The 15,580-nt window shown below is 55.9% G+C and carries 12 protein-coding genes and 2 pseudogenes; 5 read left to right on the top strand and 9 right to left on the bottom strand.

Annotated features, from left to right (window positions below; translation table 11 throughout):
- The first annotated feature begins 75 nt into the window (after window positions 1-75).
- Entirely contained in the window at window positions 76-1,227 is a 1,152-nt protein-coding gene (macA, locus tag ACZYSM_RS19490) for a macrolide transporter subunit MacA (RefSeq protein ID WP_489073643.1), read from the top strand.
- A 2-nt stretch (window positions 1,228-1,229) separates the two neighbouring features.
- A complete protein-coding gene (locus ACZYSM_RS19495) occupies window positions 1,230-3,188 on the top strand; it encodes a MacB family efflux pump subunit (protein WP_489073645.1) in 1,959 nt (652 codons plus the stop codon).
- Between the two features lie 56 nt (window positions 3,189-3,244).
- Here the strand turns inward: ACZYSM_RS19495 and ACZYSM_RS19500 are convergent, their stop codons facing one another.
- The 4 genes from ACZYSM_RS19500 to ACZYSM_RS19515 all read right to left on the bottom strand — a co-directional run bounded on the left by ACZYSM_RS19500 (window position 3,245) and on the right by ACZYSM_RS19515 (window position 7,374).
- The gene (locus ACZYSM_RS19500; RefSeq protein WP_489073647.1) at window positions 3,245-4,585 is read right to left on the bottom strand and encodes a diaminobutyrate--2-oxoglutarate transaminase family protein; all 1,341 of its coding nucleotides are present in this window, start codon (window positions 4,583-4,585) and stop codon (window positions 3,245-3,247) included.
- Between the two features lie 428 nt (window positions 4,586-5,013).
- Complete coding sequence (locus ACZYSM_RS19505) at window positions 5,014-5,847, bottom strand: helix-turn-helix transcriptional regulator (RefSeq protein WP_489073667.1); 834 nt, start codon at window positions 5,845-5,847, stop codon at window positions 5,014-5,016.
- Window positions 5,848-5,881: 34 nt separating this feature from the next.
- The gene (locus ACZYSM_RS19510) at window positions 5,882-6,487 is read right to left on the bottom strand and encodes a LysE family translocator (protein ID WP_489073649.1); all 606 of its coding nucleotides are present in this window, start codon (window positions 6,485-6,487) and stop codon (window positions 5,882-5,884) included.
- The gene (locus tag ACZYSM_RS19515; RefSeq protein WP_489073651.1) at window positions 6,484-7,374 is read right to left on the bottom strand and encodes a TauD/TfdA family dioxygenase; all 891 of its coding nucleotides are present in this window, start codon (window positions 7,372-7,374) and stop codon (window positions 6,484-6,486) included. Before ACZYSM_RS19515 ends, ACZYSM_RS19510 begins: the two co-directional genes overlap by 4 nt.
- Before the next feature lie 219 nt (window positions 7,375-7,593).
- Here ACZYSM_RS19515 and ACZYSM_RS19520 point away from each other — a divergent pair, with 219 nt between their 5' ends.
- Complete coding sequence (locus ACZYSM_RS19520) at window positions 7,594-8,514, top strand: LysR substrate-binding domain-containing protein (RefSeq protein WP_489073669.1); 921 nt, start codon at window positions 7,594-7,596, stop codon at window positions 8,512-8,514.
- Between the two features lie 55 nt (window positions 8,515-8,569).
- Here the strand turns inward: ACZYSM_RS19520 and ACZYSM_RS19525 are convergent.
- From ACZYSM_RS19525 to ACZYSM_RS19545, 5 genes and pseudogenes are all read right to left on the bottom strand, one after another.
- Window positions 8,570-8,787: pseudogene (locus ACZYSM_RS19525) on the bottom strand (type II toxin-antitoxin system ParD family antitoxin).
- A 63-nt stretch (window positions 8,788-8,850) separates the two neighbouring features.
- A pseudogene (locus ACZYSM_RS19530) lies at window positions 8,851-9,208 on the bottom strand (type II toxin-antitoxin system RelE/ParE family toxin).
- A gap of 2 nt (window positions 9,209-9,210) precedes the next feature.
- On the bottom strand, window positions 9,211-9,501 hold the full coding sequence (locus ACZYSM_RS19535) for a type II toxin-antitoxin system ParD family antitoxin (protein WP_489073653.1): 291 nt from the start codon (window positions 9,499-9,501) through the stop codon (window positions 9,211-9,213).
- A gap of 247 nt (window positions 9,502-9,748) precedes the next feature.
- Window positions 9,749-11,017, bottom strand: a complete 1,269-nt coding sequence (locus tag ACZYSM_RS19540) for a tyrosine-type recombinase/integrase (protein ID WP_489073655.1) — start codon at window positions 11,015-11,017, stop codon at window positions 9,749-9,751.
- A 153-nt stretch (window positions 11,018-11,170) separates the two neighbouring features.
- On the bottom strand, window positions 11,171-12,085 hold the full coding sequence (locus ACZYSM_RS19545) for a LysR family transcriptional regulator (protein ID WP_489073657.1): 915 nt from the start codon (window positions 12,083-12,085) through the stop codon (window positions 11,171-11,173).
- A 268-nt stretch (window positions 12,086-12,353) separates the two neighbouring features.
- Between ACZYSM_RS19545 and ACZYSM_RS19550 the strand changes: the two genes are divergently transcribed.
- Window positions 12,354-13,376 carry a zinc-dependent alcohol dehydrogenase family protein gene (locus tag ACZYSM_RS19550; protein ID WP_489073659.1) on the top strand — a complete coding sequence of 341 codons (1,023 nt, stop codon included), beginning with the start codon at window positions 12,354-12,356 and terminating at the stop codon, window positions 13,374-13,376.
- A gap of 290 nt (window positions 13,377-13,666) precedes the next feature.
- Window positions 13,667-15,313, top strand: a complete 1,647-nt coding sequence (gene pgm / locus ACZYSM_RS19555; protein ID WP_489073661.1) for a phosphoglucomutase (alpha-D-glucose-1,6-bisphosphate-dependent) — start codon at window positions 13,667-13,669, stop codon at window positions 15,311-15,313.
- Window positions 15,314-15,580 lie beyond the last annotated feature (267 nt).

Consider the following 15,580-nt stretch of genomic DNA (forward strand, 5'->3'; position numbering starts at 1 on the left):
AAGCGAGCAATCACGCAACTTAGCGCGAGCCCGGCAACTGGTCGGGCCTACCTTTCAACGTATTAGTGGTCATCTATGGAAAAGTCGAAGTTTCGCAAGATTGTCTGGGGCGTGGGTCTGGCCGTTGTCGCCGGCCTGGTGGTCTATTCGGTGCAATCGCCGGCCGAGCCACCGCAATATCTGACTGCCAAGGTCGAACGGGGCGAGATCGAGAATTCGGTGCTGGCCACCGGGATTCTGCAGGGGGTCAAGCAGGTGGATGTCGGCGCGCAGGTCTCCGGCCAGTTGAAGTCTCTTAAGGTCAAGCTTGGCGACAAGGTCAAGAAGGGCCAGTGGTTGGCCGAGATCGACCCGTTGGTGCTGCAGAACGCCCTGCGCCAGGCACAGGTCAACGAGGAGAACCTCGACGCGCAACGCAGGGCCACGGCGGCCCAGGTCGCCCAGACCAAATCGGTATGGGAGCGCTACCGCAACCTGCAATCGGATGCCGCGATCTCCAAGCAGGATTTCGAGACTGCCGAATCCAACTATCTGGTGCAGAGCGCCAACCTGGTGGCCCTGGACGCACAGCTGAAAAATGCGCGGATCCAGATCGACACCGCCAAGGTCAACCTGGGCTATACCCGTATCGTCGCGCCGATTGATGGTGATGTGGTCGGCATTGTCACCCAGGAAGGCCAGACCGTGATCGCCGAACAACTGGCACCGGTGCTGCTGAAACTGGCAGACCTGGACACCATGACGATCAAGGCTCAGGTATCGGAGGCGGATGTGATCCATATCCAACCGGGCCAGGAGGTGTACTTCACGATCCTGGGCGAAGCCAACAAGCGTTATTACGGCAAACTGCGCGGCACCGAGCCAGCACCGCAGAACTACCTGGACACCCAGGCCGCCGGCACCACCAAGCAGAACACAGCGGTGTTCTACAACGCCTTGTTCGACGTGCCTAATCCGGAACATCGCCTGCGTATCTCGATGACCGCGCAGGTGCGCATCGTGCGGGACACCGCCAAGGATGTGCTTATGATGCCAGTGGCTGCGCTGGGCAAGCGTAATGCAGACGGCTCGTACGTCGTGCGCGTGGTTGATGAGACTGGTCACGCCCAGGAGCGCAACGTGCAGGTGGGGATCAACAATAACGTCAAGGCTCAGATCAAGGATGGCCTGGTGGAAGGTGACAAAGTCGTTATCGGTGATCCGACTCCAGCCGTGGCGGGGATCTGACAATGACCCAAGCATTGTTGGAGCTCAAAGGCATCAGCCGCAGCTTTGTGGCGGGTGAGAAGGCGTTCATGGCCCTCAAGGATGTCAACCTGACCATCGACGCCGGGGAAATGGTGGCGATCACGGGGGCCTCAGGGTCAGGCAAGTCGACGCTAATGAATATCCTTGGTTGCCTGGATTACGCCACCGACGGTAGCTACACCATCAGCGGCCGCGAGACCCGCGACCTGGCGGACCAGGAACTGGCCGAGCTGCGCCGTGATCACTTCGGGTTTATCTTCCAGCGCTACCATTTACTACCGCACTTGAGCGCGATGCATAACGTCGAGATGCCGGCGATTTATTCCGGCGTACCGGAAGGGCAGCGCCATAGCCGTGCCAAGGAACTGCTGGCGCGACTCGGCCTGGCCAGTCACTTGGTCAACCGCCCCAGCCAATTGTCCGGCGGGCAACAGCAACGGGTGAGTATCGCGCGGGCCTTGATGAATGGCGGCGAGGTGATTCTGGCCGATGAACCGACCGGCGCACTCGACACCGCCAGTGGCAAGGAGGTGATGAACATCCTGTTGGAACTGCACGCGGCAGGGCACACGGTGATCATCGTGACCCACGATGCCAAGGTCGCTGCACACGCCGAGCGCATTATCGAGATGCGCGACGGTGAGATTGTCAGTGACCGGCTCAATGAACGGCCCGGGGTCGAAGTGGCCGAATCGGCCAATACCAAGATTCGGGCCAAGCCAGGGCGGCGTCTGGTGGCGAGCTTTGGGTTATTCAAGGAAGCGTTTGTGATGGCCTGGGTGGCGCTGATTTCTCACCGCATGCGCACGCTGCTGACCATGCTCGGCATCGTGATCGGCATCACCTCGGTGGTGTCGATTGTGGCCATCGGTGAAGGCGCCAAGCGCTATGTGCTGAGTGATATCCAGGCGATCGGCAGCAATACCATCGATATCTACCCAGGCACCGACTTTGGCGACAGCCATGCCTCAGCCATCGAGACCCTGGTGTTATCCGACGTCACGGCCCTCAGCCAATTGCATTACATCGACAGCGCCACGCCAAATGCCGGGCGCAATATGTTGCTGCGCTTTGGCAATATTGACGTGGATGCCACGGTCAACGGCGTGAGTGCCAGCTCGTTCCAGGTACGTGGGATCAAGATCGCCGAAGGCATCACCTTCAGTCAGGACGACGATACGCGCCAGGCTCAGGTGGTGGTGATCGACCACAACACCCGCAACCGGCTGTTTGGGCCGAATGTCGAGGCACTTGGCCAAATCATCTTGGTGGGAAACCTGCCGTGCACGGTGATTGGCGTGGCGGCGGACAATAAAAACATCTTCAACACCAGCAAGGCACTGAATGTCTGGGTGCCGTACGAGACCGCCGCTGGGCGCCTGTTGGGCCAGCGTTACCTGGACAGCATCACGGTGCGGATCAAAGACGGCCAGCCGAGCAAGGTGGTGGAAGAAAACGTGACCAAGCTGATGGAGCAGCGCCACGGCACCAAGGATTTCTTTACCTACAACCTCGACAGCATCATGCAAACGGTACAAAAGACCAGCCAGTCGCTGGCCTTGCTGTTGTCGTTGATCGCGTTGATTTCCTTGGTGGTGGGGGGGATTGGCGTGATGAATATCATGCTGGTGTCGGTAACCGAACGCACACGGGAAATCGGCATTCGAATGGCCGTGGGCGCGCGTCAGTCGGACATCCGCCAGCAGTTCCTGGTGGAAGCGGTCATGGTATGTCTGATCGGTGGGGTGATTGGTATCTCGTTATCGTTTGGCATCGGCTTTGTCTTTTCCCTGGTAATCAAGGAATGGCAGATGGTGTTTTCCCTGGAATCGATTGTCACCGCATTCGTGTGTTCAAGCCTGATTGGCATCATCTTCGGATTTGTACCGGCACGTAATGCGGCGCGGCTGGATCCGATCGAAGCCCTCGCACGGGACTGAGGCTGGTAAAAAAGCCCGCTCACCTTTACCGGTGGCGGGCTTTTTTGGTGCCTATGTCAGGTCGACTGGCCGACTACATGCAAACGATGTGCGCTGGCGTTTTTGATCGCGTCCTCAAAACGGTCGAGCACGCTGCCCACCTGGGCTTCGGTGATGGTCAGGGCCGGTAGAAAACGCAGGACCGAACCGTGGCGCCCACCTGTTTCGATGATCAGGCCATTGTCGAAGCAATTGAGTTTGATCGCCCGTGCCAGTGTGCCGTCACCGAGGCCCGCACGCTTGTGCACGTGCGGCTTGGTGACTTCAACGCCAATCATTAGTCCACGGCCACGCACATCGGCGATCGGGTCATGCCGTTGGGCGATTTCTTTTAGGCCTGCGAGCAGTTGCGCACCACGTGCAGCCGCGTGCTCCACCAAGCCTGCCTGGTGGATATGGCGCATGGTCGCGCGCCCGGCGACCATCGCGATCTGATTACCGCGGAACGTGCCGGCATGCATGCCCGGACCCCAGGTGTCGAGGTGCTCAGCGTAAACTATCACCGACAGCGGGTAGCCGCCGCCGATCGCTTTGGACAGGACCAGAATGTCGGGGACGATACCGGCATGTTCGATGGCAAAGGTGCTGCCGGTACGGCCCAGGCCCGTCTGTACTTCGTCGATGATCAGCACGATGCCCAATTCTTGGGTGATCTCACGCAATCCACGCAGCCACTCGGCCGAGGCGGGGATGCAACCGCCTTCACCCTGCACCACTTCAACGAGCACAGCGGCGGGGAGGGTGACGCCGCCTTCCGGGTCCGAGAGCACAGTGCGGATGTACTCGATCGACAGTTGGTCCGTCTGCTCACCGTCGGTGCCGAACGGGCAGCGGAAGCGGTAAGGGTAGGGGAGGAAGTGGGTGCTTTGCGCGATGACACTGGGAATGCTTTTGGGGTTGAGATTTCCCATGGCCGATAGCGCACCGGCGGTCATGCCGTGGTAACCACCGTGAAAGGCCATCAGCGCTGAGCGTTTGGTGTAATGACGCGCCAGTTTGATGGCGGCTTCCACCGCGTCCGAGCCGCTGGGGCCGCAAAACAGAATTTTACTGGAGGGGCGCATCGCGGCCGGCAACTGAGAAAACAGCTCTTGCACAAACGCATGCTTGGCGGGTGTGGCGAGGTCCAGGGCTTGTTGCAGTTGGTCGGTGCTCAGGAAGTCCAGTACAGCTTCCTTGACGGCAGGCGGGTTGTGGCCCAGGGCCAGGGTACCGGCGTTAGCCAGGCAGTCGAGGTATTCCTTGCCTTGTGCATCCTTGACCCACACGCCATTTCCGCTGACAAACAGGCGTTGGAAAGTGGCGGCGTAGGTGCGTGCATTCGATTCAACTTTCTTCAGATAATTTAGCTCTTCCATAATTATGCACTCATCGGCTGCGTCAGTGCGCAGCGCTGGATAGTTGATGGAACAAGAGACGGCGGGTCGTGAATAACGACAAACTCTTCAAGAAGGCAAACGGGGGCGGTTATATGACCGTATTACTGTCGGCAGTGAAAATAAAATCAGCCGAAAGTTAGCCGTAATGCTTCTGAAATGAGCGCTACCAAGGTAATTGATGGCAGTAGCTAGTTTGAAGGAAGCAGGCAGTGATCGCTATCGGCTTAGGCGCAGGATGCCCCTGAAATCCATGTCATGGACATGGCATTGGTGGCAGGGAGCTGGGAACAAGGTTTAAACGAGAAAGTTGTGCATGCAAGATCGCGCAGAAGAACGACGTTTATATCGCCGCCTGCGTCGGTAAATGAGTAAAAAGACGTCGATACCATGCAGTAATGGCACTGCCTTTACCAACTTGCAACCTTAGCAGAGCCTGGATTGGCATGCATCCAACGAATCAGCGAATGCCTCCCACGAATACCCATTTTGATAACAGCACGTTTGAGGTAGCTTTCCACTGTGTTGACTTTCAGTACCAGCGCATCAGCCAGCTCAGGAGCGGTGTGTCCCGCTAAAAGACCGATGCAAATTTCCTTCTCACGATTGGACAGCTTCAAGCCCGATTGCATTAGACGATTTTCAAAACGCTGGCGCAGGGAGTCAATGTTTCCGTTGTTGGGGTCAAAATTTTCAGCGGCGATGTTTTTGTCGAGCACAGCTTGTGAATTAATCGCGTTAATGTGTTTCTCTACCAATGGTAGCAGCAATGATGAGAAATCCTTGATAGTTATTTTCTCTTGCGTTGAAAAACTATCGGCTTGCGTGCGATATAACGAAATTATATAACAGTACTCGTTTTTGAGTGATTTCAGATGCAGCTGGGAACTGAAGGGAATAGCTGTCAAGGCCTGTTCTATCCCCACGTTAACCAAGGATGAAAAGTCAGTCATGTGGTGAATAGGGGCGCATTCACTCATCAGCAGCTCACTCGGCAATACCTCCGTTGTTTGTTGATTGGATCCAATCGGCGAAGCCGTACATTCGGGGCTTAGTATCTCGTAGCTGATCGTATTGGGCTCTGCACGTGACGTGTCGGCGTCCTTTACGCGTATTTGCGTAATGTACGTAGCATCCACGTGCAACTTGGTGAGTACCAGATCGTGCAAAAGCCGTGTAAATTTTCGGCTGCCCGCACTGGTGATGACCTTACCGATAAGAGGGAACAGGGTTTGGGAGTTAATCATTTGGCCGATTCCCGTACTTCTTGCGTATATTTCATCCCTCTATCAGCCGTTGCGCGCCTAGAATTCCGGACAGCAGGCCGATACCCAGCAGAAATACACTGGGGGCCTTGGTCATGACTTTCTGGGCGGCCGCGAAGGACAGCAATTGGCGTGAAATAGCGCCATAGATGAGCAAAATAGAGATGTCGATCACACCCCAGATCAGTGCAAGCAGCAGCCCCTGTTTAATAAAGTCGCCATCGTGTTCAATGAAACCTGGCAGAAAGGCAAGGAAAAATAGTATGTCTTTGGGGTTGGACAGGCCCACTTTCAGGGCGCGCCAGAAAAAGTGACGGCGACTGTTTTGCACTGGGACGATTCCATTGACGCTAGCCCGGAGGCTGGAAACCCCAAGCCAGGCCAAATACAGTCCACCGACAAGTTGGCCCCAGCTAAGTAGCATCGGGCTGACGTCCATCGCGGTGTAGATAAGTGTCAGGGTGATCAGCAGCAGAAGTTGGGCGGACAGCACACCGCCAGTGATCGTGGCGGTGGGCCAGGCTTGTCTGGCGTCGGAAATGACCAGAGCCACCACGGGGCCAGGAGAGGCGATCAGGAAAAATACTGCTACGGCAAAGGTTAGGTGCAATATGCTCATAGGGTGGTCACCAGGTCCAGTATGCGGTTGTTTTTGCCCAGACGTTGCGCGTAGTAGCGATAGCCGGCCACCGCGAAGGTGCGTTGAATCCAACGATCGTTGCCATCCAGACGGGCTGAGAACGCGCTGCGGGCGTGGGCGGTTTTGCGGTTGTCGATGATCAACAGGTCGCCGGTATTGAGGTGGACCGGTTGGGCGACTTCCCAGGCGGCTTTGCGTAAACCCTCAAGTTTGAGTTGCGCGTGCTTGCTGCTTGCGACCATGAATTGAGGGTCGAAACGAAAAAAGGGTGACTCAGGGTCGCCGTATAGAACGGTTTGTTTTTGGTTTATATCGATACGGCAGTTTTTTTCTGTCGTGCAGTAGTCCGAGAGAAAGTTGTAGTTTTCCCCATGAAAATAGTCAAGGTCTGCCGGTGTGATGATATTGCTGATGTTATCGATGGAGCTAATGAAGGTCGCGGCGTCGGCGTCGGGCGCTTGGCGCAGGCAAAACAACACCAGATAATCCGGCGAGACAGCGTGAAATGCATTTTCGGTATGCAACTCCAACTCGCAATCGTAACTGTCCGAGCTCGCACTCATAGAGTGCATTTTATGGGGGAAAAAGTTATTGATTATATCGCCGTTGGATTCTTGAATGTAACCAATCGGATCACCCAGTATGGCTGTTGCTTTCAAGATGACTTGTTCACTGATTGTGCAGTCTTTGTGTAGGCTGGCGCGATCAACGGGTGTCGATGGAATTGTGCCAGTCGGCAGGTTTTTTAGATGCAAAAAGCCTTTTTTATTACCAAATAAACGAAAATTTAATATCTCTGATTCAGTGGTTTGGTCGAGACTTGCTAGTTGGATGCTGGAGAACAGGAGTTTATTGAATTCGGGCATGGTAAATTATCTGCTGTGTTTTTTCAATGACGTTGAGGCTGCAAAAGGCTGGTTGTATGCCATAGGCAGATAAAACACGTTAATCCGGTATAGGTGTGCTCGATTTTTTATAGGTTATGTCGCTTATTTATACGGGTATTATTTTGCAAACGCCCTGTATTTAAAAACAGAAAAAAAGGACAGGTAAGGATGAGTATGAATCATGATGCTCTTGATCAAATGGTGCGCCGACTGCCACCGCTCTACGCATTGCGTGCCTTCGAACTGGCCGCACGCTTCAGTTCTTTCACTCAGGCGGCCGACAACCTTTTCATCACCCAAAGTGCCGTGAGTCGGCATGTTAAGGCCCTGGAGGAGCATTTTGGCTGCGCGTTATTTGAACGCAAGGGGCCAAAAATCGCCCTCACTCAAGTAGGTCGATTGTTGGCTCAAGAACTGAGAATCGGCTTTCGCCTGATCGAGCACGCCTGTACCACAATCACCCGTAAGGAGAAATTCTTGAGGGTCAAGGCTCCTTCCACCTTGACAATGCGCTGGTTGCTGCATGTGCTTGACGAGTTCAATACCGTGGACGTTACAGAGCAGGCGCAATTGTCCAGTGAGTGGATGGATGTTGACTACGTCAACTTCGATGTAGAGCCGTTCGATTGTGCGGTACTGTTGGGCAATGGCTGTTTCTCCAACGAGCTTGGATTTATAAAGCTTTTTGATGAATGGCTGATACCGGTCTGCTCGCCTGGCTTGCTGGAGCAGCGCAATTTAAGCGGTGAAGACGTGTTTGCCGCCGAGTTGATCCATCCGTCCCGGGACCGTCGAGATTGGCATCGCTGGCTGGAGCGCGTGGGCTTGACGTCCGCGGTTTCCTGGCATACAGGCAAGATTTTCGACACCCTAGAGTTGGGTATCTCCGCGGCTATTCAGGGTCGCGGAGTGTCTATCGGTGACTTGGCGCTGGTAGGTGACGAACTGGCCAAAGGGTCTCTGGTATTACCCTATAACAAGGCTGTCAGTACGGGCGACAGCTATTACCTAGTCTGGCCCGCACGCAGTAATAGCAACCCTACATTAGAGAACTTCAAACGTTATTTGCTTGACACTGTGCCTGTTATTGACGAACGCGGGTTGGAGTTCCTAAGTTGAGCGTAGCGGAAACAGTATCGTCCCAAACTCAGCCATGGGCGTTCAGCATCCGTTGTTAGAATGCTTCAGGGTTAAACGCGTGAGGTTTGCCGCTGGCCTCGCCCTCAAACAAAGCCGCACGGATCGCGTCTACCTCGCCGTACGCTCCTGCTCGCAACGAATCAAATCGCGAATATAATCGCTGTCATTGGTGTAATGGCCAGCCTCGATCCGAGCCTTGATCCAGCTGTCCTGCTGGTCCGTTACGGTGATGGTTTTTCGCACAGTAGCGATGGGAAATACCCGAGAAACGCATAGTTGAGGGTATGCGGAAATTAAGCGTCATTTTCATTTGAATTATTCAGTCGGTAGGTGCGATGACACCTCCATGGCATCATGGAGCAGATCTGACGATCTCAATCACTTCATCGTCAGCCACACGATAGAACACGATGTGGCGTGGTTTTTTCACCGCTGCCTGTATGGGTTTTGCGTTTTGGCGTGAATGGATGAGGTGATAGCTTCGAAGTCCCGGTGTAATCTCGTCGCGAGGGCGGCTGACAACGTGATGCGGCGTAGCCGCGATTGATTGCAGTGCGGTAAGGATCAGTGTCTGGTAACGCTGACGAGCCTGTTCACCGAATTGCGTGTTTGAGTGACGGAGTATGTCGACAATGTCGGCGCGAGCCGCGTTGGAAATCCGATACTGCGCCATGCTCACTGTTTCCCGTTCGCGGGGATCGTGGCCTCCTGGTTCAACTCGTCGAGAAACTGCCCTAGATCGCCTTCGTCCAACTGTGTAAAGCGCCCTTGCTCGATCTCCATAATGCCGATGGAGGTGGCTTGACGTAACGCCTGAATTTTCGCGGTATCTTCGGCTATCCGCTGCTCTAGCAGACGCAAACCTTCGCGCATGACTTCGCTGGCATTCTGATAATGGCCGGATTGCACCAGGTCCTGGATAATCTGTTCTTGGTGCGACGTGAGGACAACGTTTCGAGTGGCCATGATGAACTCCGGGTGAGGACGAGCGAGTGGTGTTTACTGATTGGCATATTATGCCATTGCAATGCCGGTGTGAATTTCCCTCCCGTAACAGTTGGTCTTCTAGCGTTTGAAAGCCCCAAAAAACAAGTACATCATCAAGTATTCTTGCATCAGCGTAATAAAATAATATCCATATAAATCAAAGATAAAACCACCCAATGCGCGTCTCGTTTCCCTCTCCAATTTTCTAATAGTTTTCTCTGTATCATCAATCGGTGGTGGCTCGCGCCGCGTTTTGCCGCAACTGGTCTAAGTAGTTCGCCCATTGCTGAGCCGCCTCCCTGCGTTGCACTAGCAGTTGAGCTCGCGCATACACAGCCCCCAGCGCACCTGGCATACGGTGAGATAGCGAGAGTTCGAGCACGATTGGGTCAATACCCAGGTGCTCGTGAGCAATGGTCCGGTACGTGGCACGAAAGCCATGGGCTGTGATGTCGTACTCCGGCCAGATGCGCTGGAAGGACTTGAGCATGGAGGTTGGGTTTATGGGACGTCCTGGATAGACCGGCGAGACGAACACCCAGCCTTTGCCGTCTTCATCCACCACGCGGGTTTTATGTAGCTCTCGTAACAGGACCAACGCTTGCTCAGGCAACGGCACGATGTGTTTGCTCTTGTCCAGGTGCTTGGTCTTGCTCACCACATAACGCCAATCGGCGCCCACCAAGTCGACATCTTCCCAGCGCATCTGCACCAGTTCGCCTGGGCGAACCGGCAACATGACCAGCAGCCGCATTGCTGCAGCTACGCTGCCGTCGTTGCAGTCATCAAGGCGTAGAAGAAACCTGCCCAGGTCGGATGGCCTTTCGATCGCCGGGTTGCTGGTCACGATGTGGCGAATCTTCAACTCCTCGATGTTGCTGAGCGCCACGTTGCGCTCCACCCAGCCGCGACCTTCGGCAAAGCCCAGAACGGCACGTATGATGGTGCGCACGCGCCGGGCCATGGCCATGGTGCGCTGGCGGCGCAACTCAGTGATGATCGTAGTGATGTGCTCCAACTTGATCTCGCTGATCGGTTTTTTGCCAATGGCAGGCAAGATGTGGTTGTTCAGCGCTCCGGTAAAGCCCGAGATGGATTTGGTAACCAGTTCGGCAGACTTGAATGCCAACCATTGCTCGGCCACGTACGCGAAGGTGCGCTCTCCATTGAGCAACTGTGCCTCGATCTTGGCGGTCTTGGCCTTGAGCGGAGCGGTGTGGTTAGCCACGTCGCGGCGGGCGCCGCGGGCAATGTCGCGCGCCTCCTTGAGGCTAATGTCGGGGTAAGCGCCGATGGAGAAGCGGTTTTCCTTCCCATGCAGCCGATACTTCAATCGCCAAACCTTGGAAGGGGATTTGCCGACCTTGCTCGACGCCCTTACCTCCAAGTAGAGGCCAGGGACTTCGCCATCGGCGTGTTTGCCGGGTTCGGTCAGTGAGCGGATCAAGGCATCGCTGAGTTTTCGTTTGAAAACAACCGCATTATCTGGGGGCATCGGTGGGGGCATCCTTTTTAAGGAACCGAAATTTGCCCCCAATTATGCCCCCATGAGTCGTGGAATCCATTGGATTTAGACAGGCGGCAATGGACTCGAATTAAAAGTAAGCGATTGTTATAAAACGGTTTTATGGAATTTAGTGGAATTCCATTACAAGCTATCGGGGTCCCCAAAAAACATCTGTATCCGCGAGCGTAACCAGCGTTCGCCCGGGTCGTTGTCCTGGGAGCCGCGCCAGGCCATGTGCAGTTCGAAACTGGGTACCGGCAGCGGCGGGTTTTCGGCGCGAACGCCACCGGCGGCCGTCAACGCTTCGGCGGTGTAGTCCGGCACCATGGCGACGATGTCGGTGCCCGCCAGCAACGTGCCTAGGCCGTTGAACTGTGGAACGGCGAGCACCACGTGGCGCTTGCGGCCAAGTTTCTCCAGCTCTTCATCGATAAACCCGCTCAGGTCACCGGCAAACGACACCAGTGCATGGGGGCGGGCGCAGAAGTCATCCAGACTCAACGGCCCCGGAACGGTGTCTGCACGTAGCAGTCTCGGCAGGCTGCGGCGCAATACTTTGCGTTTGGCATTGGCCGGCAGATCGGTGGTGTAGCTGACACCAATAGAGATCTCGCCAGAAGCCAGTAGCCCCGGCATTAATATGTAGTTGACCCGCCGCACCACCAACACAATCCCCGGCGCTTCGGCGCGCAGGCGTTTGAGCAGCATCGGCAGCAGGGCGAACTCGACATCATCCGACAGACCAATACGGAAGACTGCGGTGCTGGTCGCCGGGTCGAACTCGGAGGCGCGGCTCACCGCAGTGGAAATCGAATCCAGGGCGGGTGAGAGCAGGGCGAAGATTTCCACCGCCCGGGCTGAAGGTTCCATGCTGCGCCCGGTGCGCACGAACAGCGGGTCGTCGAACAGCCCGCGCAGGCGTGACAACGCGGCGCTGATGGCCGGTTGGCCGAGGAACAGTTTTTCCGCAGCACGGGTCACGCTGCGTTCATGCATCAATGTTTCGAACACGATCAACAGGTTCAGGTCGACACGACGCAGGTCATTACGATTCATCTGGAGTCCTGGCAGAGTCAGCAAACTTGACGAGAGCGGCCATATGAGAACAATGGCCGGCATGAATCTTACGGGGAAAGGCTGGTACTCTGCACCGGCTAATTCAGTTTTCCTGAAATGCTGGTTCGGTTTTCTACGGCATTCGACGTCGTAGCAGGAGTTGCGGAATCAATGACAGGCATGTCGACTATTAATAGCCGCTGATGGTCTTGGCTAGAAAGCCCAGATAGAGTTCATGGCATTAGAGGTTACTTTGACGAGGTTTGCGATGTCCCGCACGATCCGTTTTCACAAGTTTGGTCCAGCCGAGGTGCTCAAATGCGAAGAGCATGCGGCAGCGATGCCTGCACCGGGCGAAGTGCAGGTGCGTGTCGAAGCGATTGGCATCAGTTGGTACGACGTGCTCTGGCGTCAGAACCTGGCGTCGTCCCATGCTCGTCTGCCTTCGGGCCTTGGCCAGGAAATGGCCGGCGTGGTGACGGCAGTCGGCGAGGGCGTCGATGACCTGGTGGTGGGTGACAAGGTCGCCAGCTTCCCGGCACAAAGCCCAAACGATTATCCGGTCTACGGTGAGCAGATTGTTCTGCCACACTCGATGTTGACCCGTTACCCCGACATCCTCAGCCCGATTGAAGCCAGCGTGCATTACACGCCGCTACTGGTTGCCTACTTTGCCTATGTCGATCTGGCGCGGGTCAAGCCGGGCCAGTTTGCCTTGGTGACCGATGCCAGCCACTGTGCCGGGCCGTCCTTTGTGCAGTTGGGTAAAGCGTTGGGAGTGCGGGTAATTGCCGCTACCAAAACGGCCGATGAACGAGATTATTTGCTGTCGCTCGGTGCCGAGAAGGTAATCGTTACCGAAGAGCAGGATCTGCTGATGCAGATCAACAAGTACACCGACAACCGTGGCGTCGACGTTGTGTTCGACGGTCTCGGTGGGCCGCAGATGTCGTTGCTTGGTGATGTGCTGGCGCCTCGCGGCAGCCTGGTGTTGTATGGCCTGCAAGGCGGTAACCAGACACCGTTCCCGGCCTGTGCGGCGTTCCAGAAGAACATTCAGTTCTTTGTGCATTGCATCGGTAACTTCACCGGCAAACCGGAGTTGGGCATCATTCAGGATCAGGTGACGTTGCAACGGGCGTTGCGCGACATCAATCAACTGACCGCAGATCGTGTTCTGCTGCCGCTCAAGACCCGGGTCTTCCCGTTCAATGAGTTTGTTGAAGCCCACCGTTACATGGACGAATGCCCATGTCGCGAACGGGTTGCCCTCCAGGTCGAGCCTGCTTGATTGTTTTCGCCAGAGTCCGCTCCTGCGGGCTCTGGCGTTTTTGCCAAAACACATGATCCCGCACTCACCAAAGCACGCTGAAGCCTTTACTCTCTCTCGCTTGTTAATCCTCACCTATCCAGCACTATTCATTGCTGATTCTTCTATTTTCATGTGCCAGGTCAAGCCGTTATTTATAGATAGGCGGCCGACAAACATCTCCAGAAGACGGGATAGATAACATCGCGCTGCGGTCCAACTGCCAGTAAACTGCGTTCCTATCCCTGAACCATCCTTTCCAGAGGTTATGCATGACAATCAGTCCTTTTGCGGGAAAACCGGCACCGGTAGAACTGTTGGTCGATATCCCGCGACTGGTAACGGCCTATTACACCGGCCAACCTGATGCAGCAGTCTCCACCCAGCGTGTGGCGTTTGGTACTTCAGGACACCGTGGCAGCTCCTTCGAATTGAGCTTCAATGAATGGCATGTTTTGGCTATCAGCCAGGCCATTTGCCTGTATCGCGAAGCTCAGGGAATTGATGGGCCACTGTTTGTCGGCATCGACACCCATGCACTGTCGACTCCGGCCGGGGCCAGCGCGCTGGAAGTGCTCGCGGCAAACGGCGTCACGGTGATGATCGCCGAAGGCGATGAATACACCCCGACGCCAGCAATTTCCCACGCCATTCTTTGCTACAACCGAGGCCGCACCTCGGGCCTGGCAGACGGTATCGTCATCACGCCGTCGCATAACCCGCCGCAAAGCGGTGGCTACAAATACAACCCAACCAATGGCGGCCCGGCCGATACCCACATCACCAAGTGGATCGAAGCCAAGGCCAACGAACTGCTGACCAACAAGCTCGCTGGCGTAAAACGCATCAGCTACGAGCAGGCACTGAAGGCCAGTACTACCCATCGTCACGACTACCTCAACACCTACGTGGCCGATCTGATCAATGTGATCGACATGGATGCCATTCGTGGCGCCAAGCTGCGTCTGGGCGTAGACCCGTTGGGCGGAGCAGGGGTGCGTTACTGGTCGGCGATTGCCGAGCATTACCGTCTGGATCTGGACGTGGTCAACACCCAGGTCGATCCGACGTTCCGCTTTATGTCCGTGGACTGGGACGGTCAAATCCGTATGGACCCGTCCTCCAGCTACGCCATGCAAGGCTTGATCGGCCTTAAAGAACGCTTCGACGTTGCGTTTGCCTGTGACCCGGACCACGACCGCCACGGTATCGTTACGCCGTCCGGTGGCTTGCTGGCACCGAACAGCTATCTGGCGGTGTCCATCGATTACCTGTTCCAGAACCGTCCGCAATGGCGTGCTGATGCTGCCGTGGGCAAGACCGTGGTCAGCAGCGGCTTGATCGATCGGGTTGCCAAGAGGCTAGGTCGCCGTCTGTATGAAGTGCCGGTAGGTTTCAAGTGGTTCGCCGACGGCTTGTTCGACGGTTCTCTGGGCTTCGGCGGTGAGGAAAGCGCCGGTGCCTCGTTCCTGCGCAAGGACGGCAGCGTCTGGAGCACCGACAAGGACGGCCTGATCCCCGCGCTGTTGGCGGCGGAAATGACAGCCCGTACCGGCCGCGATCCGAGCCAGATCTATCGCGCCTTGACCGATGAGTTGGGTGAACCGTTCTCGGTGCGCGTCGACGCCAAGGCCAATCCTGAGCAGAAAGCCTTGCTCAGCAAACTGTCGCCGGATCAGGTCAAGTCCACGCAATTGGCCGGGGAGGCGATTCAAAGCATTCTCAGCCATGCGCCGGGTAATGATCAGGCGATCGGCGGTTTGAAAGTCATGACTGAGAACGGCTGGTTCGCGGCACGTCCTTCGGGTACCGAAGACATCTACAAGATCTACGCTGAAAGCTTCATCGGTGACGAGCATCTCAAGCAGCTGGTAGCAGAAGCTCAGACATTGGTGGATGGGGCAATTTCTGCGAAGTAATTGAGGACCCTATCGCGGGCAAGCCTCACTCCTACAGAAACTCGCAAACTTTGTAGGAGCGAGGCTTGCCCGCGAAGGCGGCGGTACAGTCAATATAGATTCCAGCTAAAACGAAAAAGGGGCGACCAAATGGTCGCCCCTTTTTTTGTGTGCGCCAGGCATGGCGCGTTGCGCGCAAGCGCAACCAGTTTGGCTGTGGTGGCCACGCTGGTGACTTGGAGGTGAAAGTCCTCTACACACCCGGCAAGGGGAAGTGTTAGCCAGAGG

It is taken from the genome of Pseudomonas sp. F220, assembly GCF_057813935.1.

Coding starts and splice junctions, on each gene's coding strand:
- pgm (WP_489073661.1), top strand. CDS start 13,667: ATGACAATCAGTCCTTTTGCGGGAAAACCGGCACCGGTAGAACTGTTG.
- ACZYSM_RS19545 (WP_489073657.1), bottom strand. CDS start 12,085: ATGAATCGTAATGACCTGCGTCGTGTCGACCTGAACCTGTTGATCGTG.
- ACZYSM_RS19520 (WP_489073669.1), top strand. CDS start 7,594: ATGGTGCGCCGACTGCCACCGCTCTACGCATTGCGTGCCTTCGAACTG.
- ACZYSM_RS19535 (WP_489073653.1), bottom strand. CDS start 9,501: ATGGCCACTCGAAACGTTGTCCTCACGTCGCACCAAGAACAGATTATC.
- ACZYSM_RS19515 (WP_489073651.1), bottom strand. CDS start 7,374: ATGCCCGAATTCAATAAACTCCTGTTCTCCAGCATCCAACTAGCAAGT.
- macA (WP_489073643.1), top strand. CDS start 76: ATGGAAAAGTCGAAGTTTCGCAAGATTGTCTGGGGCGTGGGTCTGGCC.
- ACZYSM_RS19495 (WP_489073645.1), top strand. CDS start 1,230: ATGACCCAAGCATTGTTGGAGCTCAAAGGCATCAGCCGCAGCTTTGTG.
- ACZYSM_RS19510 (WP_489073649.1), bottom strand. CDS start 6,487: ATGAGCATATTGCACCTAACCTTTGCCGTAGCAGTATTTTTCCTGATC.
- ACZYSM_RS19540 (WP_489073655.1), bottom strand. CDS start 11,017: ATGCCCCCAGATAATGCGGTTGTTTTCAAACGAAAACTCAGCGATGCC.
- ACZYSM_RS19500 (WP_489073647.1), bottom strand. CDS start 4,585: ATGGAAGAGCTAAATTATCTGAAGAAAGTTGAATCGAATGCACGCACC.
- ACZYSM_RS19550 (WP_489073659.1), top strand. CDS start 12,354: ATGTCCCGCACGATCCGTTTTCACAAGTTTGGTCCAGCCGAGGTGCTC.